Raw genomic sequence first — 23165 nt, 5'->3', positions numbered from 1 at the left:
GAGTGCTATTTAATTTAGTCTCCAAAAGTACAAATAAAAATGATTTTTAAGTATACTATAACTGTGAACTTCCTAAAACGGTTTCGTTAAAAATTTCCTAATTTTTAACGAAAGGACCAACTAAACCTTTATACGATTCTAATTCTGCCCTAAGAGATCCAACTGCTAAATCTGCTTTTATTTTAACCGGTATCTTATTAGAATCATCAGTAATCCAAAGAGTTACACTTTCTTGAGCTTTAAAAACTCTACCTGACTGAACAAATGGTCTAAAAATGAGTGTTTTTATTTTTCCAAATTTTGTTCTTATCGTTTCCTTACCTAAAAAACGTAATTTAAAAGGATATATTTCCGAATCCATAAACATATCAATTGCTATTTCATCTCCTTCATCCATATTTTCTACATTCTGATTTCTAAGATAATAAAAAGAAGATAACATATCTTGTACATCTACAAAAGAAACAGAAGTATCTTTTTGACTAATAAAATCTTGAATATAAGCATTGTTAGAACCGTAATTAAATGACGTTATTCTATGCTTTTTATAACCACCTTCATCAATTTTTCTTTTAAAAATATATGGCTTAATTGTATCTCTATCAAAATAACTCTCATACCTGTCATCAACTGCAAAAAACCATTTTATCATTCCAGAGGTCCATCCTTTTCCTACTGTATGAAAAACTTTATTGCCTTGATATTCTTTCTCTTCAACTTTTAAAACAGCAGTACCTGCTCTTAAAAAACCACTATAACTCATTTTGTAACGCAACTCCTCACCTCCTTTAAATGCAGAAACTTTTTCTTGACAAAAAGTTATACTTATAAAAAACAAGGTAAAAAATAATAGAACATTTTTTCTCATAAAACCAAACATATAAAAAAGGATTGACAATTACCATTCCAAAATATAAAAAAGCAAAACACTAACTATTTGTAAATGAATTTTTAACCTTTTATTTAGATTTCTACTTTTAAAAGTCTCCCCAATTTTTTAATTCTTCCTTACTCCATAAATATGGATAAAATATTCTACGTTGATATTTTGGATGCATATATTTACGCCAACTACTGCCTCCTGTAGCTTCTAAGTCTTTTTCTTTTCCTCCTAAATATTTACCAGCCGCATTATAATGAGCCATTACCCATTTTACATTTACGGTATAATCATAATGTCGCATAGCTTTTATTAAATCTTCATTTTCTTGAACTTCTTTAGGTAATTGTTTAAACTTTTTAGAAAGATTAATATCATTATAATCCTCCATAAAATCAATAAAATCTCCGAGATATTTTTTTTCAAAAAGATTTAATAATGTAGACTTTTGTCCTGTGGTATAATTTTTACCAGCAGCTTGCCAATACAAATGATTATAAGCGTTTTTAAATGAAGAGTTCCTATCTATAGTATCTCTATAGCGAGCATCAATTAAGTTAATCAATTCTGTAGACGCAAACTCTATTTTACGATATTGCGCTGATTGAAAACCACTTGCAGGAGTTAAAGTATTTCTAAACTTTAAATATTGCTCTTTCTCCATACCATCTGCCATTACTGAAAAAGAACTACATAACATATCAAAATAACGACTAATTCTATTTAAATGCATAGAAAATTTATCTGCAGAAATCTCTAACATTTTTGCTACCTGATCAATTTCCCATAAAATCATCTTAAACAACAATTCATTTACCTGATGATACATTATGAAAACCATTTCATCTGGCTGAGTAGTTCTTGGAGTTTGCAAACCTAAAAGTGCATCAGTCTGAATATAATCCCAGTAGGTAATTGGTGTACTCCAAAGCAAACCTTCTAACATAGAATCTACGGGAACTCCAAGTTTATGGTACTTTTCTTCTATTGCTTTTAAAATTTCATCTCTATCCATGAGCTGAAATTAACAAAAAAAGAACAAAGAGAAACTATTATTCCCTTTGTTCTTTTTCTAAAAAATTAATAATAATGCTATAAGAGATTATTCTTTTATAATTTTCAATGTTTTTATTGATTCATTTATAGTAATCTTCATCATATAAACACCTTTAGATAAAGCAGAAATATTTACAGTGTTATCTTTAATTTCCGTTTCTTTAAATGTTAAAACTTCTTTTCCTAATAAATTAAAAATCGAAACTTTAGTTGGTAATTCTTGAGAATTGATTGTTAAAACATCTTTAGTTGGTATAGGAAAAACTTCTAAACCAAAAAGCTTATTATCTTCTAAAGACAATGATGGATCTGATTCTGTAGTAAAACTTGACACAACAGAACCTATAGCAGATCCACCAACATTAGTTGCTACAACAGACCAATAATAAGTTGTCGAATATTCCATACCAAAAATATTTACAGCACTACTTGTTGCTGTACCTAATAAATTTAAAGAGGTGGCAGAATCACCTAAATACACTTCATAGCCAGTGGCAGAATCACCGTCTAATGCTGGCACCCAGCTAAATGTAACAGTATTATCTGGGTCTGTATCATCATCATCTCCATCGCTAGTATCAATCGCTACATCAACAGCTCCATTTGCAGGTAAAAGATCCGTAACAGGATTAGGTGCAGATGCATTAGCTACTAAATCTATATCATCTAAAAACCAAGCATCTCCATCATCATTTGACATAACAAAAGCAATGTAAACCTCTGACCCGATATAATCTGATAAATCAACGGAAAATGATTCAAAAGTTGCGGCTGTAGTAATATCTAATTCATCTATAGTTTTTAAAACTGTAAAATCAGAAATATTTACCTGACTTGTTGTAGAAACTCTTATTGTCATTTCTGACCCGTAATCAGTTGCATAATAATCTGCTGTAAAAAAAGTGAGTATAGATGCTGTTTCTAACACACTTACTTTTGGGCTAACCAGCCAGTTTTCAGCTATTCCTCCACCCGTATCACTATCCCAAGAAACAACAGCATAACCACTTTCATTGTGATACCATGTACCACTTGTTCCTAAACCATTCTCACCGATAAAAACCTCCCAAGTTTCAGGTATTTCGGTGTCAAAACTTTCTGGGAACTGAGCAAAAACAGAAGCGGTTAATAATAATGCAATAAATAAAGTAATTTTCTTCATATTTTTTATATTTTTTATAAAAATATAAAAAACAATGAATTATAAATATCTTTTTTTGATTTTTATTGAAAATAACAAAATATTTAATTCAGCTTATTAACTTAAAATAAAAGCAATCTTTAGAATAATATCTAAAGAGTTTAAATATGTTTTCACAAATAAAAAAATGAGAGTAAGCTAAGTTTACAAACTTTCTAATTCTATCTCATATTTAGTTAGTTAGTATTTTAAATTTTTTAGAGTAAATGTCTTTTGATTTACAGAACAACCTATACAAACACTTATATCCGCACTATTACAATTACATCTTCTTTAAGGTTATTACTAAAATAAAAAATCCGAAATGAAAACATTTCGGATTTTATTTTTTTGTATCAAGTAAATTACTCTTTTGGTAACCTTTCATCAATCATTTTTAACGGTGTATTATCTCCCATTAAATCAAAAATATCTAAAATACTTCTAAATGTATCTTCTTCTTCTGACTGCTCTGTAATAAACCATTGTAAAAAGATTTCAGTTGTAAAATCATCTACGCTTCTAGCTTGCTTAAAGGTCTTAAAAATAGACTCTGTTACTTTTATCTCTTGCTCTAAAGATGCTTCATAAACACCCCTTAAGCTATCAAAATCATTATTTACACTTTCTATTGATGGTGATATAGCTGCTCCTCCATTTTCATTTACGAATGAAAATATTTTCATCGCATGCCCTCTTTCTTCTTCTGATTGATTGTAAAAAAAAGCTTTACTATTTAAAAGACCTCTTTGATCACACCATGATGCCATCGCTAAATAAGAGGCAGATGCGTGCATTTCCATTGAAATTTGATTATTCAAAGAATCCATCACCTCTGGATTAATTGTCATTTGTTTTCTTATAGCTGTCTTCATAATTTCTTGGTTTTACAACAAAAGTAAAGGAAATTGTTATTCCTAGTAAATTTGGAACAAAATTTAAAGACAATCTAAATAAGAATACTGTAAAAAAAAGCTTATTAATTATAGAAACAAAATGAAATTTCTTCTTTTAAATCTAACAATTTAGGAATCTCTAAAAAAACTAAATGTTTTTTATCTGCGATGAAAAGCAAAACAAAATTTTCTTTTTCAATAATATTTTCTAAACTCTCTGGTTTAGTTAAACTATTTATTTTGTTTCTTAATTGTAGTAATTGAGGAAAACTAAGCGTCATTAACTTATCATCAATACATAATTGGTATTGACAAAATGTTATTTTCTTAATTTGTATATTAAATTTTACGTCGCTTAAGATATTCATGCAGCGAAAGTAATCATTATTTAGAATAAATAAAAACAACTTTTTAAAAAAAATTAGTAATGTTTTAAAATAAATAGAACATTACTAATTTAATAAAAATGTTAAGCCACATTTATTACCTCATCAATTTGTGGGGCATATTTTTTAATTGTTGCTTCTACTCCGTTTTTTAATGTCATTTGATTTACAGAACAACCTGTACAAGCTCCTTCTAATTGAACTTTAACGACGGCATCTTCTATTGACAAAAGTTTAATATTACCTCCATCACTTACTAAAAACGGACGAATTTCTTCTAATGCTTTTTCTACATTACTAAGTGTTTCTTCTGCTGTCATAATTTAATTATTTTGTACTACACCCACTCATTGTTGTTATTCTAACAACTTCTGTTGGAGGTAAATTTTCATTTCTTTTTAATAATTGAGCAACCATTTCTTTAGTAATATCGTTAAATGATTTTTCTAAAACAGTATCTTTTTGCAAAGCTACAGGGTGCCCAACATCTCCTGATTCTCTAATGCTTTGCACTAACGGAACTTCTCCTAAAAACTTAGTATTAATATCTTCCGCTAAGTTTTTTGCACCATCTTTACCAAAAATATAATATTTATTTTCTGGCAATTCTTCTGGTGTAAAATACGCCATATTTTCTATAATTCCTAAAACAGGCACCTTAATACTATCTTGCTGAAACATCGCAACTCCCTTTTTAGCATCTGCTAAAGCAATGTTTTGCGGTGTACTAACTACCACAGCACCGTTAATTGGTAATGCTTGTACTATTGATAAATGTACATCTCCTGTCCCTGGAGGTAAATCTATCAACAGAAAATCTAATTCACCCCAATCTGCATCAAAAATTAATTGATTTAATGCTTTAGAAGCCATTGGTCCACGCCAAATAACTGCTTGATCTGGATTTGTAAAAAAACCTAACGATAATAATTTTACTCCGTAATTTTCGATTGGTTTCATTTTAGAACGACCATCTACATTTACAGAAAGTGGCTTCTGTTTTTCTACATCGAACATAATATGTTGCGACGGACCATAAACATCTGCATCTAAAACACCTACATTAAAACCCATTTTAGCTAAAGAAATAGCTGTATTTGCTGTAATTGTAGATTTACCAACACCTCCTTTACCTGAGGCAATAGCAATTATATTTTTTATATTAGGTATTTCTTTACCTCGAATTTGATTAGGATTTCCTTTAGGTGCAGGTTTTTCTACTTTTACATTAATTTTTACATCAATGTTTTCATCAACATTTGTTTTTATTGCTTTTATTATCTCTGTTTCGATTTTCTTTTTTGCTTGTAAAGTAGGATTGCTAATAGTTACATCCACAATTACCTCATCTCCAAAAGCCACTACATTTGTTACATTCTTATTCTCTATTAAACTTTTACCCTCTCCAGGAGCAGTAATAGTTTCTAAAACTTTGTATATATCTTGTTTTTTAAAACTCATTTATAGGTTCTAATTATTATTAATTCTAAACAACAAATATACATCTTACTAATTACATAATATATACATTCTTATTATCTCTTAATAAACATTATTAATACCTTTCAAAAAAGAAACTATGTAATTTTATTGTAAACTAAATACTTCATAATTGTTAAAAACAAATTTTTTTTCAACTTTTTCGACGAATGGTAGTGTTCTATTGTTAAAAAGTCATATCTTTACTGTGAATTTATACATAAACATAATAAACCCCCCACATTATGAAAAATTTTATTACACCCCTAGCGACTTTGTTAATCACATTTGCATTAACAGTTAATACCTATGCACAAGACATAGCAATGGTTGAAATCGAAGAAACTGAAACTGAGTTTTTTGATTCAGAATCTTCACAAACTGCACTTCAAAATGGTACTTATAGTTACAAACTTGGATCAGAAGAAATAATGGTATCAATTGAAGGAGGATATTACACAGAACACCACCCAAACAATGAGTTTATAAAAGCTAAAATAAATTGGGTTGCTGAAGATGAATATACTCTTACTATTGTTGACTTAAAGAAAAAAAACTTACCTTTTAAAGCAGGTACTAAATTAAGTACTAAAATAACTAAAGTTAAGGGAGATAAATATTACTATGAGTCTGACTTACTTGGATCTAACCAAAATACTTGGACTGGTAAATTTAAAAAAGTTGACTAGTTTTTAGCTTAACAAAATAAACATAAAAAAAGTCATCAATATATATTGATGACTTTTTTTATGTTTATAGAATAAACTACCCGTATAATTTTATTAAAAATTAACTTAAAAGATTATCTGCAGGATTCCAAAAAACTTTTTCTAAATCCTGTATTTGATTATCAACAACAATAATCCCTTCATTTTCTAGTAATTGTTGCATTAAATTTGTACCATCAAAATGATGTTTACCTGTAAGTAAACCTTTTTTATTAACAACTCTATGAGCAGGTACATCCTCTAAACTATGTGCTTTGTTCATTGCCCAACCAACCATTCTTGCAGATCTTGCAGCACCTAAATACGTTGCAATTGCCCCATAACTTGTTACACGTCCAAACGGAATTAAACGTGTTACAGCATATACTTTTTCAAAAAAATTATCAGCATTTTTCACTATGTGAATCTACAAAATGAAATATAAAAAGAAGCCAAAAACCATCAAAATATGACTCTTATCATATTTTGATAAATTTATATTTAATAAATTTAGATATACTTCTAAACCCCCTTTATTATGAAAAACTTTATATATATTTTAATTTGTATTATAAGTTTTAATACAAATTTCTATTCTCAGAATTTAAATCAGCAAAAGGTATTAGAAACAGAAAAATACTTGCAAGACGGTAAATATAAGTATTGCACTGAAAAATGTGATGTTATCGTTGAGATAAAAGATAATTTTTACACAGAGCTCTACCCAAATAATGAATTTATAAAAGCTAAAATAAAATGGACAACTAAAGAAGAATACAAATTAGTAATTACAGAAATACAAAAGAATGATTTACCATTTGAAATTGGTACTATTATGAATACAAAAATAGTCAGAAAGAAAGGCAATACTTTTTATTATGAATCTAATTTAGAAGGACTTTCTTGGAGTGGTAAATTCGAAAAAATAATCAATTAATATTTTTGTAAGTACTTTTAAAAAAAATCACCAACTTGTTATAACAATTGGTGATTTTTTTAAGTTTAATACTTCAACTTAAACTTAATATATGTAATAGGTTTACCAACTTCTAGATATTGATTTTCATAAAAAGTCTGAGTTTCTGTAACTTCTTTTGGAGCACCTTCATTTTTATACACAGTATGATTTGCATATAAAATCTCATGTCCTTCTCCGTGTAACAACCCTAAAGTATAACCATGCATAAATTCTGAATCAGTTTTTAAATTCATAACACCATCTTCATTTAAAACATGATGGTACTTTTTTAAAAAACTAGAATTTGTCATTCTATGTTTAGTACGTTGAAATTTTATTTGAGGATCTGGAAAAGTAATCCAAATTTCAGAAACTTCATTTTCTGCAAAGATATAATCTACTAATTCTATTTGAGTTCTTACAAAGGCTACATTTGGTAAATCTTCTTCAATCGCAGTTTTAGCTCCTCGCCAAAAACGAGCTCCTTTAATATCAATTCCTATAAAATTTTTATTAGGATTTTTTCTAGCTAAAGCAATCGTATATTCTCCTTTACCACAACCTAACTCAACAACAATAGGGTTTTTATTTCCAAAAAAAGAATGCCATTTACCTTTAAAAGAAAAATCTGTTACAACTTCTTCTCTAGTTGGCTGAATGACATTTTTAAACGTTTCATTTTCTTTGAAACGTTTAAGCTTATTTTTACTTCCCAAATTCTAAAATTAAGCTCTATCTTCTGTTCCTTCTCTCTTAAACTTAAGAGACTCACTCATCCAATATGTTAGTAATAATAAAAGAACTACTAGGAATCCCCAGTTAACTGCGTTGGAAATCCACCATCCTAAATCACTTTGGGCAACATCTAAACGTAACCACTTAAAAGGAACAAATAAAAAATCAGTAAATAAACTACCAATCCATCTAAAAATATTGCTTGTTGTCATAACTTAATTATCTTTACTTTGCAAAAATAACAAAAGAAACAATGCTAGCCAATTTTTTAGAGAAATCTAAACCAATCAATTTTACAATTTATTTAATAGGCTTCTTTTGTTTCTTTTTTGCAACCATTTTTACAGGAGATTTTACTTGGTATAAAGCAATAGAAAACATTTCGTTTATTTTCCTTTTTTTAGTTATTTATTTCTTCTATAACTTTATTGTAACTAAAAATAAATTAACTTTTGATCATTCTTACGCATTTTTTATTTTCACGCTAACTACCATACTTTTATTACCTAAACTATTAAATATAAAAACCCTTACAACACTCTTAATTTACTTACTTTTCTTAAGAAAAATATATAGCTTACGCACCGACAAAAATATAATTCAAAAATTATTTGATAGTGGATTTTGGCTTAGCATTCTATTTATTTTAGAACCTTTTACCATCTTATTTTCTATTCTAATTTACAGTTCTAATTTGTTACAAAAAAAAGTTTCTATTAATACTTTTTTAACCCCGATTATTGGATTTACTTCTCCGTTAATCATCTATTTTTCATATTTATTTTGGAATAATTCTACAGAAAATTTTATTCAATTATTTTACTTTAATGAATTAAACAACATCTCTTTTTACTCAAAAGACAGTACAATATGGATTTTTGTAAGTCTAATTACACTCACAACAATTGCTATTTTCTTAAAATCACCAAAAGCATTATCGGTAAATAATTCTTTTAGAAAAAGTTGGATTCTTTTAATAATTAATGTAATAACTTCAATTGCTTTTGCTTTGGTTATTGACACAAAAGACGGTACTGAAATCCTTTTTTTTATAATACCATCAACTACAATAATTGCTAACGGATTTGAAATTATAAAAAAGAAAATGGTAAAAGATATTTTATTTGCAGTTTTACTACTAGCAACTATTGTTACTTTTTTATTACAATTTAGCACCAAAAGCTAAGTCACCAGCATCTCCTAAACCTGGTACAATATAACCTTTGTCATTTAACTCGGTATCAATAGCGGCTATCCATAAATGTGTATTTTCTGGAAACTTATCTTTTATAAACTCAATACCTTCTGTAGAACCAATAACGGCAACAACATGTATTTCCTTTGGAGTTCCGTATTTTTTTATCGCTTCTAAAACCGCCACTAAAGATTGTCCAGTAGCTAACATTGGGTCTGCCAATAACAAGATTTTATTTTCTATGGAAGGAGCTGCAAAATATTCTACAACAATTTTAAAATCTGCATCATTATTAGGGTGATGTCTATACGCTGAAATAAAAGCATTTTCTGCATCATCAAAATAATTTAATAATCCTTGATGTAATGGCAAACCTGCTCTTAATATTGAGCATAAAACAACATCTTTATTCGGTAATTGTTCTTCTTTTACTCCTAAAGGAGTTTCTACTCCTGTACTACAGTAAGTTAACTCTTTACTCAACTCATAACCTAGAATTTCACCAATCCTTTCTATATTTCTTCTAAAGCGGAGTGAATCTTTTTGAATATTTACATCTCTAATTTCTGAAATAAATTTATTTAAAATAGAATTCGTTTCTTGTAAGTGGTGAATGGTCATCTTATTGTTTTATAATAACAAATATAAAATAATTGTTTTAGAGATAAATTATAAAACTATGATTCAGTTATTTCATCTTATTAAAAATTAATTCCCAAATTTGCAATACCATCTTATAATTATATTTTGAAGATAAATCAAAGAACATTAGCACTTATTGCAGTTTCTATTGCAACTTTAATTTACGGTATTACTTTTACAATTGCTAAAGATATTATGCCAAATTATGTAAAACCTTTTGGTTTAATTCTTTTGAGAGTTAGCGGTGCTGTTCTAGTTTTTTGGACTGCTGGTATTTTTATAAAATCAAAAAAAATAGAAAGAAAAGATTTTAAAAGTATGGCAATTGCTGCTTTATTTGGTGTTGCTTTAAATATGCTCTGTTATTTTCAAGGACTAAATCTAACAACCCCCATTAGTGCTTCTGTAATGATGGTTACTACACCAATTATTGTACTCATTGTATCTAGTTTTATGTACAAAGAAAAAATTATTCCAAGAAAAATACTAGGTATTGTTGTTGGTTTAATTGGTACTATTGTTTTAATTATTTACGGAAATAAAGCTAATGGAAATGCAAGTAATAGAATGTTAGGTAATTTTTTAGTTTTTATAAATGCTGCTTCTTATGGTATTTATCTTATTCTAGCAAAAAAACTAATCCATAAATATCATCCAATCGTTTTTGTAAAATGGTTTTATCTTTTCGGTTTAATTTATGTTTTACCCTTTGGGTTTTTAGATTTAATAGAAGTAGATTGGGCTACAATGCCAACAGACATTTTATTAAAAGTAGGTTTTATTATCTTATTTACAACATGCATAACTTATCTTTTTAATCTTTTTGGCTTAAAAAAATTAAAACCGACAACAGTTAGTGTTTTTATTTATCTACAACCTGTTGTTGCTACAATCTATGCTTTAATGGTTGGTAGTGATGCTTTAAACCTAATAAAAATTGGTTCTACTATACTCATCTTTACAGGTGTCTATTTAGTAACCAAACAAGTAGAAAATTCTACTAAATAAAACTATATTTGCTCCTCATCTAAATTTTTTCCATTTTATGATTCAATCTATGACAGGTTATGGTAAATCTGTATTACAATTACCTACCAAAAAAGTAACCATAGAAATTAAATCTTTAAACAGTAAAAACCTCGATCTAAACGTTAGAATTCCTTCTTATTACAAAGAAAAAGAATTAGCTGTACGTAAAAAACTAGCAAGTGCTTTGGTACGTGGTAAAGTAGATTTTTCTGTTTTTGTAGAAATGACTGCAGACGAAACCTCTACAACTGTAAACCATGGAGTTGTAAAAGATTATATGCAACAACTAAGAAATGTAGTACAAAATGGCACTTCGGATGATATTGAGTTGTTAAAAATGGCGGTAAAAATGCCAGATGCGTTAAAGACTGAACGCGAAGAATTAGATGAAAATGAATGGAATCTTATCAACCAAAATATAGATATTGCCATTAAAGAGATTGTACAATATAGAATTGATGAGGCTGCTTCTTTAGAAATTGATTTTAAAGAAAGAATTGCCAACATTAAAAAATATTTAGAGGAAGTAAAAGCTTTAGATGGTGATAGAATTGAAAACGTAAAAACACGTTTAAAAAAGGCTATTGATGATTTAAAGGTAGATATTGATGAAAATCGTTTTGAACAAGAATTAATTTATTATCTAGAAAAATTAGATATTAACGAAGAAAAGGTTCGTTTAGCTAATCATTTAGATTATTTCTTAGAAACATTGGCTACACCAGATTCTAATGGAAAAAAGTTAGGTTTTGTAATTCAAGAAATGGGTAGAGAAATAAACACTACAGGTTCTAAAGCTAATTTTGCACCAATGCAAAAAGCAGTTATTCAAATGAAAAACGAGCTAGAACAAATTAAAGAACAAATTTTAAACGTACTTTAAGAAAGCTAAATTAATTTTTAGCCTTTTATTAATAATATAAAATATTCTGAAATAAATTCAGAATGACAAAAATTAAAAGTTTATGTCAGATTTTAAAGGAAAATTATTCGTCTTTTCTGCACCTTCTGGTTCAGGTAAAACCACAATTGTTCGTCATTTATTAAAGCAAGAAAAATTTAATTTAGAATTTTCTATTTCTGCAACTTCTAGATCTCCTAGAGGAGAAGAAAAACATGGCGAAGACTACTACTTTATTAATCTTAAAGAATTTAAAAATAAAATAAAAACTGACGAGTTTTTAGAATGGGAAGAAGTTTATAGAGATAATTTTTACGGAACTTTAAAGAGTGAAGTAGAGCGTATTTGGGCATTAAAAAAACATGTTATTTTTGACATTGATGTTGTTGGTGGCTTAAGAATTAAAAAGAAATATCCAGAAGAAACGTTATCTGTTTTTGTAAAACCACCTAGTGTAGATGAGTTAAAAATTCGTTTAAAAAAGCGTTCTACAGAAAGTGAAGATAAAATAAACATGCGTATTGCAAAAGCATCTGTAGAGTTAGCAACAGCACCACAGTTTGATAAAATTATTAAAAATTACGAACTAGAAGTTGCTTTAAAAGAAGCAGAAGAATTAGTTAGTCAATTTTTAGAGAAGTAAAATTAAGCTTCTCCATAAAGTTTTATCAGTAAAGAAACAATAATGAAAGTAGGTTTATATTTTGGCACATTCAATCCAATACATGTTGGGCATTTAATTATTGCCAATCATATGGTAGAAAATTCTGATTTAGATGAAATTTGGATGGTTGTAACACCTCATAGTCCGTTTAAAAAGAAGAACTCTTTACTAGACAATCATCATCGTTTTGAAATGGTTTACAGAGCAACAGAAAAATATTTAAAAATTAAACCATCTAATATCGAGTTTAATTTACCTCAACCAAACTACACCGCCCACACCTTAGCACATATCTCTGATAAATATCCAAATAAAGAATTTTGCTTAATTATGGGTGAGGATAATCTTAAAAGTTTACATAAATGGAAAAATTATGAAACCATTTTAGAACATCATCATATTTATGTGTACCCAAGAATTACTGATGGTAATTTTGATCATCAGTTTACAAATAATTCAAAAATTCATAAAGTAGATGCACCTATTATTCAGATTTCTTCTACAATGATTAGAAAGGGAGTAAAAGAACAAAAAAACATACAACCTCTTTTAACCGAAGAAGTTTGGGAATACTTAGATGAAATGAATTTTTACAGAAAATAAATTCAGATAAATTTCGTTGTATATTTGTTAAATATCAAATAATTTTTTGTGGCTCAAAAGAATAAAAAAAAAGGAAAACTTAAACAAAAACTAACCAATAAATTTAGGTTAGTTGTTTTAAATGAAGATACTTTTCAAGAACGTTTTTCTCTTAAATTATCTAGATTAAATGTATTTGTTTTAGGTGGATTTTTCTCAATTTTACTTATCTCTAGCACAATTTTATTAATTGCTTTTACCCCTTTAAAAGAATATATACCTGGTTATTCTTCTACAGAATTAAAAAGAAGAGCTGCAGACTTAACCTTTGAGGCAGATTCTTTAAAAACTAAATTAGCCGTTTTAGAAAATTATACAAAAGCATTAAAACCTGTTTTAACTGGAGATATAGAACCAGAAAGTATCGATTCTATACAGAACGAAGCTATGAATAAACTTATTGACGAAAGTAAGTTAGACGCTACTAAAGAAGACTCTATTTTTAGAGAAAAAATAGAGAGTGAAACCCGTTTTTCTTTAGAGAACAGTGCAAAAAGTAAAGTTAAAATTGTTTTTTTCGCACCTTTAAATGGTAAGATTTCCCAAAGTTTTGAGGCTACATCCAAACACTTTGCTGTAGATATTACTGCAAAAACAGGAGAACCTATTAAAGCAACTGCAGACGGAACAGTTATTTTTTCTGGATGGACTACAGAAACTGGTTACGTAATCATTTTAAGACATGCAAAAGAATATATTTCTGTATACAAACACAACGGTAATTTACTAAAAGAACAAGGAGATTTTGTAAAATCTGGCGAAGTAATTGCCACCGTCGGTTCTACAGGAGAATTAACAACAGGACCTCATTTACATTTTGAACTGTGGAACGGTGGTTATGCCGTTAACCCAACAAACTTTATAGATTTTAAATAATGAGTATTAAATCACTTTTTGCAATTCCATTTGCTAACATAGCAACCAAAAAAGTTTTTAAGTGGGCCAATAACCCTCACAAAACTCAAGAAAAAGTTTTTAAAAACTTAATATCAAAAGGTAGTAAAACTGTATTTGGTAAAGATCATAACTTTTCTACTATTTCTAATTATGACGATTTTAAAAAGCAAGTAAAAGTTACAGATTACGAAGGATTAAGACCATATGTAGATAGAATTGTTGCAGGAGAATCAGACATTCTTTGGACGGGTAAACCACTATATTTTGCTAAAACGTCTGGTACAACCTCTGGCGCAAAATACATACCAATTACCAAAGAGTCTATGCCAACACATATTAAAGCGGCAAGAAATGCTTTGTTATTCTATATTAAAGAAAAAAAAGACGCAAGCTTTGTAGATGGTAAAATGATTTTTTTACAAGGAAGCCCAGTTTTAACTGATAAAAATGGAGTAAAACTTGGTAGACTAAGCGGAATTGTAGCTCATTATGTACCGCAATATTTATTAAAAAACAGACTACCAAGTTGGGAAACCAACTGTATTGAAGATTGGGATACTAAAGTAAATGCCATTGTAGAAGAAACCATTAATGAAGATATGTCTGTAATTAGCGGAATTCCTTCTTGGGTACAAATGTATTTTGAAAAACTGATTGAAAAGACAGGCAAATCTGTATCAGAATTATTCCCCAATTTTAATTTCTTTATTTACGGAGGAGTAAACTTTGAACCCTATAAAAACAAGTTCGAAAGTTTAATTGGTAAAAAGATAGACTATATAGAGCTATATCCAGCATCAGAAGGCTTTATTGCATATCAAGACTCCCAAACAGAAAAAGGAATGTTACTACAATTAGATTCTGGTATTTTCTATGAATTTATTCCTGCGAATGAATTCTTTAACGAAAACCCTACAAGAATCTCTTTAAAGGATGTAAAAATTGGAGTAAACTACGCAATTATACTAAATACAACCGCTGGTCTTTGGGGTTATAACATTGGTGATACTGTAGAATTTACATCAACAAAACCTTATCGAATTAAAGTTACTGGTAGAATAAAACATTTTATATCCGCCTTTGGCGAACATGTTATAGGTAAAGAAGTAGAAAAAGCTTTAAACGATTCTATTATTGATACAAATATAAATATCAGTGAGTTTACAGTAGCGCCACAAGTAAACCCAGAAAATGGTTTACCTTACCACGAATGGTTTATAGAATTTGAAAATGAACCAGAAAATTTAGAAGATTTTGCATTAAAAGTTGATGCTTCTATGCAAAGCCAAAACATCTATTATTTCGATTTAATTGAAGGAAAAGTTCTACGCCCTTTAATCATTAGAAAAGTTAAAAAAGGTGGTTTTCATGAATATATGAAATCTATTGGTAAATTTGGAGGACAAAATAAAATTCCGCAATTATCTGATAACAGAAAAATTGCTGATATTTTAAATAATTTTTTAATTAAAAATTAATAAAATACAAATAAAATGGGAGGAGATTATTTATTTTTAGGACTAACAATAGCGGTAGTTATTGTTTACTTTTACAACAAATTTAGAAACAGACGTTAAATCAATATTTGTTGATTCTACTAATTTTAATAAAACAAAAAAAACTACTAGAATTAACAAACTCAATAAAATATTAAATGAGCACGATTAGAATTACCAAACAGTTTAGTTTTGAAACAGGACATGCATTATATGGTTATGATGGAAAATGTAAAAATGTGCATGGCCATTCTTACAAACTTTCTGTAACAGTCTCTGGAAAACCAATAACTGACTCATCTAATGTGAAATTTGGAATGGTTATAGATTTTGGTGATTTAAAGAAAATTGTAAACGAAGAAATTGTAGATATTTTTGACCATGCAACTGTTTTTAATAAAAACACGCCTCATGTAGAATTAGCAAAAGAGTTAATGGATAGGGGCCATCATGTATTGCTAGTAGACTATCAACCAACAAGTGAAATGATGGTTATTGATTTTGCTCAAAAAATAGAGAATAGATTACCCAATAATATTAAACTTCATTCAATGAAACTACAAGAAACAGATTCTAGTTTTGCAGAATGGTTTGCTAGTGAAAATTAAATTTTAAGAAAGAATATTCTTAAAACATAACATACTAAAACTGAAATACAATGAAGGTATTAAAATACATTTTAATTCTATTTATTTCTATATCAATTACAAGTTGTAGTGATAAAGAAGATAACGAGATTCCTTTAAGTTTAACTAATGAGAATATTTCCGGTACATATAATATTAGTAATTTATTTATACAGACTGAAGTAATATCCGAAACGGAAGTAGCTGGAGTTATGCTACCATTTACATTAGCAACTTCTGTTAGCCAAGGAGATACTTTTCAGATAGATTGTACTTTTAATATAGATGGCACCTATAATGCTACAGGCCTTTATAGACTTGTATCTACAATTACACCTGTAACTGGAGATCCTGTAGAAAATATAGAAATTATTGAATTGAATGATTCTGGTAACTACACCATTAACACAGTAGATAATACTATTTCTTTTACTTCTATAAGTACAAATGGTTTAATAGATGGAAATGTAGAAGTATACAGTTTTAATGAAACCAGCTTAAGTTTTTCAAGAGATACAGAGGAAACTGATGGAGTTAATACAATTATTTTAAATTATGATATTACGCTTATTAGAAAATAATATTATAATTTAAAATTCTATAAAACTTTCTCTTTTAGAAGGTAAAAGTGCTAATTTTAGTAAAGTTAGTTATATTATTATAATCTAATAGATATTGATCAATTGAGTAATCAGAAATTATAAAGGCATTATTGTCTCTTATAATAATATCTGTAGCATTTACTGTATTAATTTCATTAAGATATATAGAATCATCTGGGTTAGTAATATCAAATATTTTTACAGTGTCATCACATACCAAAAGATAATTATCTCCATACAAACTCAATCCCTTAGGCTCTGTTAAACCTCTTGTATTTAACAATATTGGGTTTTCTATATCTTCTATATTATAAGTTTTTAGTTCGTTTACAACTCCTCCACAACTCGCATTAGAGTGTAAAGTAACAAAAGCATTTACATCATTAGCTACTACAGGATCACAAGCTCTAAAATGATTAGATTGAGATAATTTGTTTGGTAACTCTGCATTAGAAACATCATAAATATACATGGCATCTTGAGACCCTATAAACAGATAGTCTTTAAAACTGAATAAAGTTTCTATATTAAAACCAACATTTACAGTATTTACTTTTATAGGATTTGTTTCATCTTGAATATTAAATACTGATAAATTATAAAAATCTACTGTATATAAATAATCTCCTTTTAAAGCAAATGTAGCTAAAGAACCTCCTTGTCCGTCTACAGAAATATCAGAGCTTGTTGTGTCATTAGAATCTTGACTGCAAGAAAAGATAAATAAAACCGAAAATAAAATGATAGATAATTTCTTTTTCATAACCTCTATTTTAAAATCCAATTAACAACCACCTCATCTCCTTCATAATAACCTTCTCCTTCTGGAGACGTTAGTACAGGAAAAACATCTTTAAGCCTTTTATTTAAATTGATTTCTAACGCGGTAAAATCCATCGTTAAAACAACTAAGTCTGTGGCTTGGTTTATATATAAAGTATTATTTCTAATAGCAATATCAGTGGCTCCAGGAATTTTTAAAAATTTTTTCTTGATAGGATTTGATGAATCTGTATTATCAAAAATATGAAAGCCCGTTCTTTTGTCATTTATAAATATATAATCGTTAATAATATATATTTTAGATGATTCTATAACAGGCATTGGTTCTAAAATTTCAATTGAATTTTCGAACTCATTTCTTGATAAAACTACAGGATCATAGTTGGAATAAAAAGGATCGCCACCAATTCCTTCAGACTCTCCATTAAAATAAAAACAACTTGATAATGTTGTTGAAATAATTACTAATAGTATCAGTTTTTTCATAAAAACACTTTTTTTAAAAGTATTAAAATAAACTGAGCCTAATGTTTACTTACCGTTAAATGTATTCATTGTATTAGCTAAACCTGCTGTACCAAAAGAAATTACAGCTTTAGCTGAAGTTGGTAAACGCTCTATTAAAAGACTAGTTTCTTCTTTATTCCAATCACCAAGAACAAAATCTACTTGTTTACCTCTGCTATAATTGCCACCAACTCCAAAACGGAATCTTGGGTATTTATTTCCTCCAAGTTTTTCTTGAATGTCTTTTAATCCGTTATGCCCACCATCACTTCCTTTTGCTTTAATTCTAATGGTTCCAAAATCGATGTTTAAATCATCAGTAATAACTAATAAATTATCAATACCTATTTTTTCTTTTTCCATCCAATATTTAACTGCTTTTCCGCTTAAATTCATAAACGTACTTGGCTTTAATAAAATAAAAGTTCTTCCTTTAAAACGAAATGTAGCTACATCTCCTAATTTTTCTGTTGTAAAAGTAACATTGTGTTCTTCTGCAAGTTCATCAACAATTTTAAAACCAATATTATGACGCGTATTGGTATATTTATCTCCTATATTACCTAAACCAACAATTAAAAATTTCTTCATTAATTCTTCTTTACTTTCAACTTTTACACCAAACACTTTAAAAAAAAAGCTTTTTAAATTCATTCTTCAAAAATAAGAAGAATTCTATAATACAAAAACTCATTATTAGTTCTAAAAACTCCATTAAATAAATTAATAGAAAAATAAAAAAGCGTTACAAACTAGTTTGTAACGCTTTTTTTAATTTTTGATTACCGAAAAGGTTTATTCTTCAGTTTCTTCTACTGCTGCTTTACTTGCATTACGAGACATTCTTACTTGTGCAACCACAGTATTATCTGGGTGCATTATAGCATAATCATCATTCTTTAAAGAACTGATGTATAATTTATTACCAATTTGTAACTCAGTAATATCTGCTTCTATAAAATCTGGTAAGTTTGCTGGTAAAGCTTTTACTTTTATTTTACGTAAATTTTGACGTAAAGCACCACCAATTGCAACACCTTTAGACTTTCCTACTAAACGAAGAGGAATGTTCATTGTAATTTCTTTATCATCAAATAACTGATAAAAATCTACGTGTAAGATTTTGTCAGATACTGGGTGAAATTGAATGTCTTGCAAAATTGCAGCTATTTTTTCTCCGTCAACGTCAATAGATGCAGTATATACATTTGGAGTGTATACTAAACTTTTGAACGCTTTTTCTTCTGAAGAAAAATGAACTGGTTTATCTCCTCCGTATATAACGCAAGGAACCATACCAGCATTACGTAAGGCCTTAGTTGCTACTTTACCTACGCTTTCTCTTTTTGATCCTTTAATTGAAATTGATTTCATTACTTTCTTTATTAAGTATTTACATTAAAAATTTGTCACTAATTGAAGTGTTATCTTGCACTTTGTGCATAACATCCGCAAATAATGGCGCGCAAGATACAACTTTTATTTTAGACGTCTTCTTTTTTAACGGAATTGTGTCAGAAACAATTAATTCTGTTAATGCAGACTCTTCTATTTTCTCATAAGCTCCTCCAGAAAGTATTGGGTGTGTACATATAGCTCTTACACTTAATGCTCCTCTTTCTTTCATTAAATTTGCTGCATGAGCTAAAGTTCCTCCTGTATCAATCATATCATCTACTAAAATGATATTTTTTCCTTCTACATCTCCAATAACCTCCATATGCCCAATTACATTGGCTTTTTTACGTTGCTTATAACAAATTACAACATCAGAATGTAAGTGTTTAGAATATGCATATGCTCTTTTAGAACCTCCCATATCAGGAGAAGCAATTGTTAAATCATTTAACTTAAGACTTTTTATATAAGGCATAAAAATAGTTGATGCAAACAAATGATCTACTGGTTTTTCGAAAAACCCTTGAATTTGATCTGCATGTAAATCCATAGTCATAATTCTTGTTGCACCAGCAGTTTGTAATAAATTTGCTACCAACTTTGCACCAATAGCAACTCTTGGTTTATCTTTTCTATCTTGTCTTGCCCAACCAAAATAAGGCATAACCGCTGTAATATGTCTTGCAGATGCTCTTTTAGCTGCATCTAACATCAATAACATTTCCATTAAATTATCAGAATTAGGAAATGTAGAACCGATAATAAAAACTCTTCTTCCACGAACAGATTCTTCAAAAGCTGGTTGAAATTCTCCATCGCTAAAGTATGTTGTTTTCACTTTTCCTAGTGTAGTATTATATTCTTTTGCAATTTTTTCTGCCAAAACTGTGCTTTGTCTACAAGCAAATAGTTTTGGTGCAAGCTGATTTGTAGGCATTTAATTGTTTTTTTTTGTTATGTTGTTGTGAAGGGCAAAAGTAGAAATTATTTATTGAGTTTCGCATTTATTTTTTCAGTTTAAAATAAAATATTTTAATACATTTGCAATCCGAATAAATTTTATGCTCAAGTGGCGGAATTGGTAGACGCGCTGGATTCAAAATCCAGTTCTTTCGAGAGTGTGGGTTCGATTCCCACCTTGAGTACTATAAACCCTTTAAAAACATTGTTTTTAAAGGGTTTTTTAATTTTTGGGGCTACTTATAGGGCTACCTATTATTAAGCTTTGTATTTCTAAACTATTATTTTTTGCTCTATTTCTTTACAAAATTCATCTAAACTCTTATTATAGTCTCTAAATTTACCTTTAGTAAAGTTTTTTTCTTTTGAGAATTTTTTTGAGATATCAGAAAAACCTGAATGAGTTTGAGAATAGGAAATACTCATTTTGGATAATGTTCGCTTCAATTTAGCTTTAGGATCTGCGCTCTTTGTAGAATCTTTAGTATCATAAATAGTTAAAATCCATGCCTCTGTCTCTTCTAATGCAATAGCATATAATATATGATCTTTATAATTATTATCTAACCATTCATCAATCTTTATTATAATGGAATTTCTCATTTTATCAGAGTAATTTGCATCTTTTATAGGCTTTGGAACTCCATATTCATCTGACATATCAGCGTCAATTTGTATAACTACAAAGTCATTACCCTCAATGCTTAAAAAGCGATCAATTTTTTCTTGATTTTCGCATTCAGACTTAACTAAACTCCAATTACTAAAATTATCTTCACTCATTTGAGATCTATCAGTTTCATCAACACTCAGATCTGGTCTCAACGCCGCAATCTCTGATGAATCTATGCCTTTTAAACCTTTCAATATATTTTGAATGACTGCTCTATCAGTATGACCCTCGCATATTATACCTATCTTCATATTTTAAAAACCTTGAGGAATTGCTCCTATTAAACCTTCTGTCCACATTTGTGATAGTTTATAGGGTTTTGATTCTACACCTTTTTTAAATTTAATTCTATTCACTTTAGTCATACCTTCGTCAGTCCTAAAAACCTCAAATAATCTTTGAGAATCATCATGCAAATTCAAACCATCTAATATTGCTGGATTATGTGTTGTGATCAACACTTGTTTACCTCTTTCTTTAGATAATGTAACCAATTCTTTAATTAAAGTTCTGCATAAATAAGGATTTAAGGCAGTTTCAACATTGTCAATAGCAAAAAAATCTGGTGTTTTATTACTTATGAATAGGGAAAGATAAAATATAACATGCAGTATACCTTCGTTTGCATTTTCTGCTGAAAATAGATTATTTTTCTTCTGCATAAATTTATCATGAAAATATAATGTTGAATTACTTTTCCCAAGTTTATAGCCACTTAATTTAAGCTCGTCCTGTTTATCAAATACTATTTTATCTAACCAGTTGAAGAATAATTTACACTTTAAAAGTTTGGAGTTTTCATAATTATTAAAATTACTAATTAAAACATCTAAACCCTCACCATTAATACCTAAAGGTATTTTACGGCTACTTGTATTTAGACCTCGTAATGTTTGGGTAGATAAATTGAAAATAGCAAAATCAGATAAAATTTTACTGTATTTGTTTTCAGTCTGAAATTTTTCTTGGTTTACTATACTATTAAATTTATCAATTATTTCTTTATCAGATAAATCATTATTCTTATTATAAATTTCAGTAAAAATTTTTGCTAAAGATATATTTCTTTTAGATATATTTTCTTTGTCAATCCATTCAGAATACAAATCATCTATGTTAGAACTTTTAAAAACGGATTTAACTTCAATGCTATTATCTTTATCTTCAAATAAAGCAGAAACTTTAATTTCTTTATTTGTTTGCTTACCTAAAAAGGAACTTAAAGTTAATCTGGGATTAGCTATCCTAACCCCCCTATTCATTAAACCATCAATATCTAAATCATTCCCTTTTGAGGCTCCAATCATTGCAATAGCTTCAAGAATGTTAGATTTCCCAGAACCATTGGCACCAATAAATACATTTACTCTACCCAATTCAATATCTAAATGCTCAACAGACTTATAATTACTAATTACCACTCGTTTTATCAAGGCTGTCTCTTCAATATTTTCTTTGAATTGGAGTTTTTTAAAGTTATCCAATGCTGTAACCCAATTATTCGTATTATAAAATTTTAGAGTATCAATAACTAATTCTTTAATTGCATAATGAGTTTTAGAGCTTTGAGGAGAAAGATTCGGATTATCAGGATTTAAATCAATAATTTGAAAGTTAAGAAATGGATTAATTGCTGACTTTCTAAATGACTCTCTTGTATTCTGTTTATAATCTTGAGTATAAACATCATTAGCAAAATCCATTATACCTTTAGATAATGTCAAACTTTGTCTCTTCGCTTTACTCCAATCATCATTTGGATGAATATTGCATAAAGCTAAAAAGGTTAATGCTGACACTTTATTTTGTTGACTTTCAGGAAGTCCTAAATCTTTTAGTATTTCTTGTGCTTGTTTTATTTTTTCCATTAAAT

General features: G+C 28.5%; 29 protein-coding genes and 1 tRNA gene. 12 read left to right on the top strand and 18 right to left on the bottom strand.

The window, feature by feature from the left end; genetic code table 11:
- Nucleotides 1-97: 97 nt before the first annotated feature.
- The 7 genes from ACJJVY_RS15740 to ACJJVY_RS15710 form a co-directional block, all read right to left on the bottom strand.
- Nucleotides 98-868 (bottom strand): DUF3108 domain-containing protein, encoded by a 771-nt coding sequence (locus tag ACJJVY_RS15740; protein WP_405611001.1) that lies wholly within the window; start codon nt 866-868, stop codon nt 98-100.
- A 109-nt stretch (nt 869-977) separates the two neighbouring features.
- On the bottom strand, nt 978-1895 hold the full coding sequence (locus tag ACJJVY_RS15735) for a tryptophan 2,3-dioxygenase family protein (protein WP_405610998.1): 918 nt from the start codon (nt 1893-1895) through the stop codon (nt 978-980).
- Nucleotides 1896-1982: 87 nt separating this feature from the next.
- On the bottom strand, nt 1983-3098 hold the full coding sequence (locus ACJJVY_RS15730; protein WP_405610995.1) for a choice-of-anchor J domain-containing protein: 1116 nt from the start codon (nt 3096-3098) through the stop codon (nt 1983-1985).
- A gap of 383 nt (nt 3099-3481) precedes the next feature.
- Nucleotides 3482-3991 (bottom strand): ferritin, encoded by a 510-nt coding sequence (locus ACJJVY_RS15725; RefSeq protein ID WP_405610992.1) that lies wholly within the window; start codon nt 3989-3991, stop codon nt 3482-3484.
- 104 nt (nt 3992-4095) lie between these two features.
- Entirely contained in the window at nt 4096-4380 is a 285-nt protein-coding gene (locus ACJJVY_RS15720) for a hypothetical protein (protein ID WP_405610989.1), read from the bottom strand.
- A gap of 101 nt (nt 4381-4481) precedes the next feature.
- Nucleotides 4482-4718 carry a NifU family protein gene (locus ACJJVY_RS15715; protein ID WP_405610986.1) on the bottom strand — a complete coding sequence of 79 codons (237 nt, stop codon included), beginning with the start codon at nt 4716-4718 and terminating at the stop codon, nt 4482-4484.
- A 7-nt stretch (nt 4719-4725) separates the two neighbouring features.
- Nucleotides 4726-5859, bottom strand: a complete 1134-nt coding sequence (locus ACJJVY_RS15710) for a P-loop NTPase (RefSeq protein ID WP_405610983.1) — start codon at nt 5857-5859, stop codon at nt 4726-4728.
- 293 nt (nt 5860-6152) lie between these two features.
- Between ACJJVY_RS15710 and ACJJVY_RS15705 the strand changes: the two genes are divergently transcribed.
- Nucleotides 6153-6566, top strand: coding sequence for a hypothetical protein (locus tag ACJJVY_RS15705; RefSeq protein ID WP_405610980.1), 414 nt, complete (start codon nt 6153-6155; stop codon nt 6564-6566).
- A gap of 100 nt (nt 6567-6666) precedes the next feature.
- On the opposite strand, the gene ACJJVY_RS15700 is transcribed toward ACJJVY_RS15705, so the two are convergent.
- Nucleotides 6667-7002 (bottom strand): MGMT family protein, encoded by a 336-nt coding sequence (locus ACJJVY_RS15700; protein WP_405610977.1) that lies wholly within the window; start codon nt 7000-7002, stop codon nt 6667-6669.
- A gap of 120 nt (nt 7003-7122) precedes the next feature.
- Here ACJJVY_RS15700 and ACJJVY_RS15695 point away from each other — a divergent pair, with 120 nt between their 5' ends.
- Nucleotides 7123-7521, top strand: a complete 399-nt coding sequence (locus tag ACJJVY_RS15695) for a hypothetical protein (RefSeq protein ID WP_405610974.1) — start codon at nt 7123-7125, stop codon at nt 7519-7521.
- A 65-nt stretch (nt 7522-7586) separates the two neighbouring features.
- Here ACJJVY_RS15695 and trmB read toward each other — a convergent pair whose 3' ends face one another.
- Together trmB and ACJJVY_RS15685 are read right to left on the bottom strand one after the other, a co-directional pair.
- Entirely contained in the window at nt 7587-8258 is a 672-nt protein-coding gene (gene trmB, locus ACJJVY_RS15690) for a tRNA (guanosine(46)-N7)-methyltransferase TrmB (RefSeq protein WP_405610971.1), read from the bottom strand.
- Nucleotides 8259-8267: 9 nt separating this feature from the next.
- On the bottom strand, nt 8268-8489 hold the full coding sequence (locus ACJJVY_RS15685) for a DUF6341 family protein (protein WP_405610968.1): 222 nt from the start codon (nt 8487-8489) through the stop codon (nt 8268-8270).
- 41 nt (nt 8490-8530) lie between these two features.
- Between ACJJVY_RS15685 and ACJJVY_RS15680 the strand changes: the two genes are divergently transcribed.
- Entirely contained in the window at nt 8531-9463 is a 933-nt protein-coding gene (locus ACJJVY_RS15680; protein WP_405610965.1) for a DUF6427 family protein, read from the top strand.
- Here the strand turns inward: ACJJVY_RS15680 and upp are convergent.
- Entirely contained in the window at nt 9440-10093 is a 654-nt protein-coding gene (gene upp, locus ACJJVY_RS15675; protein WP_405610962.1) for a uracil phosphoribosyltransferase, read from the bottom strand. The genes ACJJVY_RS15680 and upp overlap by 24 nt on opposite strands.
- Before the next feature lie 132 nt (nt 10094-10225).
- Between upp and ACJJVY_RS15670 the strand changes: the two genes are divergently transcribed.
- From ACJJVY_RS15670 to ACJJVY_RS15635, 8 genes are all read left to right on the top strand, one after another.
- Nucleotides 10226-11122 carry a DMT family transporter gene (locus ACJJVY_RS15670; protein WP_405611685.1) on the top strand — a complete coding sequence of 299 codons (897 nt, stop codon included), beginning with the start codon at nt 10226-10228 and terminating at the stop codon, nt 11120-11122.
- Nucleotides 11123-11159: 37 nt separating this feature from the next.
- Nucleotides 11160-12026 carry a YicC family protein gene (locus ACJJVY_RS15665; RefSeq protein WP_405610959.1) on the top strand — a complete coding sequence of 289 codons (867 nt, stop codon included), beginning with the start codon at nt 11160-11162 and terminating at the stop codon, nt 12024-12026.
- Between the two features lie 82 nt (nt 12027-12108).
- Nucleotides 12109-12687, top strand: coding sequence for a guanylate kinase (gmk, locus tag ACJJVY_RS15660; RefSeq protein WP_405610956.1), 579 nt, complete (start codon nt 12109-12111; stop codon nt 12685-12687).
- Between the two features lie 42 nt (nt 12688-12729).
- Nucleotides 12730-13311, top strand: coding sequence for a nicotinate (nicotinamide) nucleotide adenylyltransferase (nadD, locus tag ACJJVY_RS15655; RefSeq protein WP_405610953.1), 582 nt, complete (start codon nt 12730-12732; stop codon nt 13309-13311).
- A 48-nt stretch (nt 13312-13359) separates the two neighbouring features.
- Nucleotides 13360-14226, top strand: coding sequence for a M23 family metallopeptidase (locus ACJJVY_RS15650; protein ID WP_405610951.1), 867 nt, complete (start codon nt 13360-13362; stop codon nt 14224-14226).
- Nucleotides 14226-15725: a GH3 auxin-responsive promoter family protein gene (locus ACJJVY_RS15645; RefSeq protein WP_405610948.1), complete on the top strand. Its 1500-nt coding sequence runs from the start codon at nt 14226-14228 to the stop codon at nt 15723-15725. The genes ACJJVY_RS15650 and ACJJVY_RS15645 overlap by 1 nt, the downstream gene beginning before the upstream one ends.
- 176 nt (nt 15726-15901) lie before the next feature.
- On the top strand, nt 15902-16351 hold the full coding sequence (locus tag ACJJVY_RS15640) for a 6-pyruvoyl trahydropterin synthase family protein (RefSeq protein WP_405610945.1): 450 nt from the start codon (nt 15902-15904) through the stop codon (nt 16349-16351).
- A 50-nt stretch (nt 16352-16401) separates the two neighbouring features.
- Complete coding sequence (locus ACJJVY_RS15635) at nt 16402-16950, top strand: hypothetical protein (protein WP_405610942.1); 549 nt, start codon at nt 16402-16404, stop codon at nt 16948-16950.
- Nucleotides 16951-16984: 34 nt separating this feature from the next.
- Here the strand turns inward: ACJJVY_RS15635 and ACJJVY_RS15630 are convergent, their stop codons facing one another.
- The 5 genes from ACJJVY_RS15630 to ACJJVY_RS15610 all read right to left on the bottom strand — a co-directional run bounded on the left by ACJJVY_RS15630 (nt 16985) and on the right by ACJJVY_RS15610 (nt 20596).
- Nucleotides 16985-17734, bottom strand: coding sequence for a hypothetical protein (locus ACJJVY_RS15630; RefSeq protein WP_405610939.1), 750 nt, complete (start codon nt 17732-17734; stop codon nt 16985-16987).
- A gap of 5 nt (nt 17735-17739) precedes the next feature.
- On the bottom strand, nt 17740-18240 hold the full coding sequence (locus tag ACJJVY_RS15625) for a hypothetical protein (RefSeq protein WP_405610937.1): 501 nt from the start codon (nt 18238-18240) through the stop codon (nt 17740-17742).
- A gap of 45 nt (nt 18241-18285) precedes the next feature.
- On the bottom strand, nt 18286-18852 hold the full coding sequence (pth, locus tag ACJJVY_RS15620) for an aminoacyl-tRNA hydrolase (RefSeq protein WP_405611682.1): 567 nt from the start codon (nt 18850-18852) through the stop codon (nt 18286-18288).
- Nucleotides 18853-19056: 204 nt separating this feature from the next.
- On the bottom strand, nt 19057-19635 hold the full coding sequence (locus ACJJVY_RS15615) for a 50S ribosomal protein L25/general stress protein Ctc (RefSeq protein ID WP_405610934.1): 579 nt from the start codon (nt 19633-19635) through the stop codon (nt 19057-19059).
- Between the two features lie 19 nt (nt 19636-19654).
- The gene (locus ACJJVY_RS15610; protein WP_405610931.1) at nt 19655-20596 is read right to left on the bottom strand and encodes a ribose-phosphate pyrophosphokinase; all 942 of its coding nucleotides are present in this window, start codon (nt 20594-20596) and stop codon (nt 19655-19657) included.
- A 126-nt stretch (nt 20597-20722) separates the two neighbouring features.
- On the opposite strand from ACJJVY_RS15610, the gene ACJJVY_RS15605 reads away from it, so the two are divergent.
- Nucleotides 20723-20804: transfer RNA gene (locus ACJJVY_RS15605), tRNA-Leu, on the top strand.
- Between the two features lie 88 nt (nt 20805-20892).
- Here ACJJVY_RS15605 and ACJJVY_RS15600 read toward each other — a convergent pair.
- On the bottom strand, nt 20893-21543 hold the full coding sequence (locus ACJJVY_RS15600) for a hypothetical protein (RefSeq protein WP_405610928.1): 651 nt from the start codon (nt 21541-21543) through the stop codon (nt 20893-20895).
- A 3-nt stretch (nt 21544-21546) separates the two neighbouring features.
- The gene (locus ACJJVY_RS15595; protein WP_405610925.1) at nt 21547-23160 is read right to left on the bottom strand and encodes an AAA family ATPase; all 1614 of its coding nucleotides are present in this window, start codon (nt 23158-23160) and stop codon (nt 21547-21549) included.
- Nucleotides 23161-23165: the final 5 nt, after the last annotated feature.

This window comes from Polaribacter sp. Asnod1-A03 (genome assembly GCF_045063585.1).
Classification (GTDB): Bacteria; Bacteroidota; Bacteroidia; order Flavobacteriales; family Flavobacteriaceae; genus Polaribacter.
The sequence above is the reverse complement of the archived record's forward strand: the minus strand, read 5'-3'. Positions and strand labels throughout refer to the sequence as shown.

What these genes read in the sequence shown, in the direction of transcription:
- ACJJVY_RS15740 (WP_405611001.1), bottom strand. Translation starts at nt 868, where the DNA reads ATGAGAAAAAATGTTCTATTATTTTTTACCTTGTTTTTTATAAGTATA.
- ACJJVY_RS15735 (WP_405610998.1), bottom strand. Translation starts at nt 1,895, where the DNA reads ATGGATAGAGATGAAATTTTAAAAGCAATAGAAGAAAAGTACCATAAA.
- ACJJVY_RS15730 (WP_405610995.1), bottom strand. Translation starts at nt 3,098, where the DNA reads ATGAAGAAAATTACTTTATTTATTGCATTATTATTAACCGCTTCTGTT.
- ACJJVY_RS15725 (WP_405610992.1), bottom strand. Translation starts at nt 3,991, where the DNA reads ATGAAGACAGCTATAAGAAAACAAATGACAATTAATCCAGAGGTGATG.
- ACJJVY_RS15720 (WP_405610989.1), bottom strand. Translation starts at nt 4,380, where the DNA reads ATGAATATCTTAAGCGACGTAAAATTTAATATACAAATTAAGAAAATA.
- ACJJVY_RS15715 (WP_405610986.1), bottom strand. Translation starts at nt 4,718, where the DNA reads ATGACAGCAGAAGAAACACTTAGTAATGTAGAAAAAGCATTAGAAGAA.
- ACJJVY_RS15710 (WP_405610983.1), bottom strand. Translation starts at nt 5,859, where the DNA reads ATGAGTTTTAAAAAACAAGATATATACAAAGTTTTAGAAACTATTACT.
- ACJJVY_RS15695 (WP_405610974.1), top strand. Translation starts at nt 7,123, where the DNA reads ATGAAAAACTTTATATATATTTTAATTTGTATTATAAGTTTTAATACA.
- ACJJVY_RS15685 (WP_405610968.1), bottom strand. Translation starts at nt 8,489, where the DNA reads ATGACAACAAGCAATATTTTTAGATGGATTGGTAGTTTATTTACTGAT.
- ACJJVY_RS15680 (WP_405610965.1), top strand. Translation starts at nt 8,531, where the DNA reads ATGCTAGCCAATTTTTTAGAGAAATCTAAACCAATCAATTTTACAATT.
- upp (WP_405610962.1), bottom strand. Translation starts at nt 10,093, where the DNA reads ATGACCATTCACCACTTACAAGAAACGAATTCTATTTTAAATAAATTT.
- ACJJVY_RS15665 (WP_405610959.1), top strand. Translation starts at nt 11,160, where the DNA reads ATGATTCAATCTATGACAGGTTATGGTAAATCTGTATTACAATTACCT.
- gmk (WP_405610956.1), top strand. Translation starts at nt 12,109, where the DNA reads ATGTCAGATTTTAAAGGAAAATTATTCGTCTTTTCTGCACCTTCTGGT.
- nadD (WP_405610953.1), top strand. Translation starts at nt 12,730, where the DNA reads ATGAAAGTAGGTTTATATTTTGGCACATTCAATCCAATACATGTTGGG.
- ACJJVY_RS15645 (WP_405610948.1), top strand. Translation starts at nt 14,226, where the DNA reads ATGAGTATTAAATCACTTTTTGCAATTCCATTTGCTAACATAGCAACC.
- ACJJVY_RS15640 (WP_405610945.1), top strand. Translation starts at nt 15,902, where the DNA reads ATGAGCACGATTAGAATTACCAAACAGTTTAGTTTTGAAACAGGACAT.
- ACJJVY_RS15635 (WP_405610942.1), top strand. Translation starts at nt 16,402, where the DNA reads ATGAAGGTATTAAAATACATTTTAATTCTATTTATTTCTATATCAATT.
- ACJJVY_RS15630 (WP_405610939.1), bottom strand. Translation starts at nt 17,734, where the DNA reads ATGAAAAAGAAATTATCTATCATTTTATTTTCGGTTTTATTTATCTTT.
- ACJJVY_RS15625 (WP_405610937.1), bottom strand. Translation starts at nt 18,240, where the DNA reads ATGAAAAAACTGATACTATTAGTAATTATTTCAACAACATTATCAAGT.
- pth (WP_405611682.1), bottom strand. Translation starts at nt 18,852, where the DNA reads ATGAAGAAATTTTTAATTGTTGGTTTAGGTAATATAGGAGATAAATAT.
- ACJJVY_RS15615 (WP_405610934.1), bottom strand. Translation starts at nt 19,635, where the DNA reads ATGAAATCAATTTCAATTAAAGGATCAAAAAGAGAAAGCGTAGGTAAA.
- ACJJVY_RS15610 (WP_405610931.1), bottom strand. Translation starts at nt 20,596, where the DNA reads ATGCCTACAAATCAGCTTGCACCAAAACTATTTGCTTGTAGACAAAGC.
- ACJJVY_RS15600 (WP_405610928.1), bottom strand. Translation starts at nt 21,543, where the DNA reads ATGAAGATAGGTATAATATGCGAGGGTCATACTGATAGAGCAGTCATT.
- ACJJVY_RS15595 (WP_405610925.1), bottom strand. Translation starts at nt 23,160, where the DNA reads ATGGAAAAAATAAAACAAGCACAAGAAATACTAAAAGATTTAGGACTT.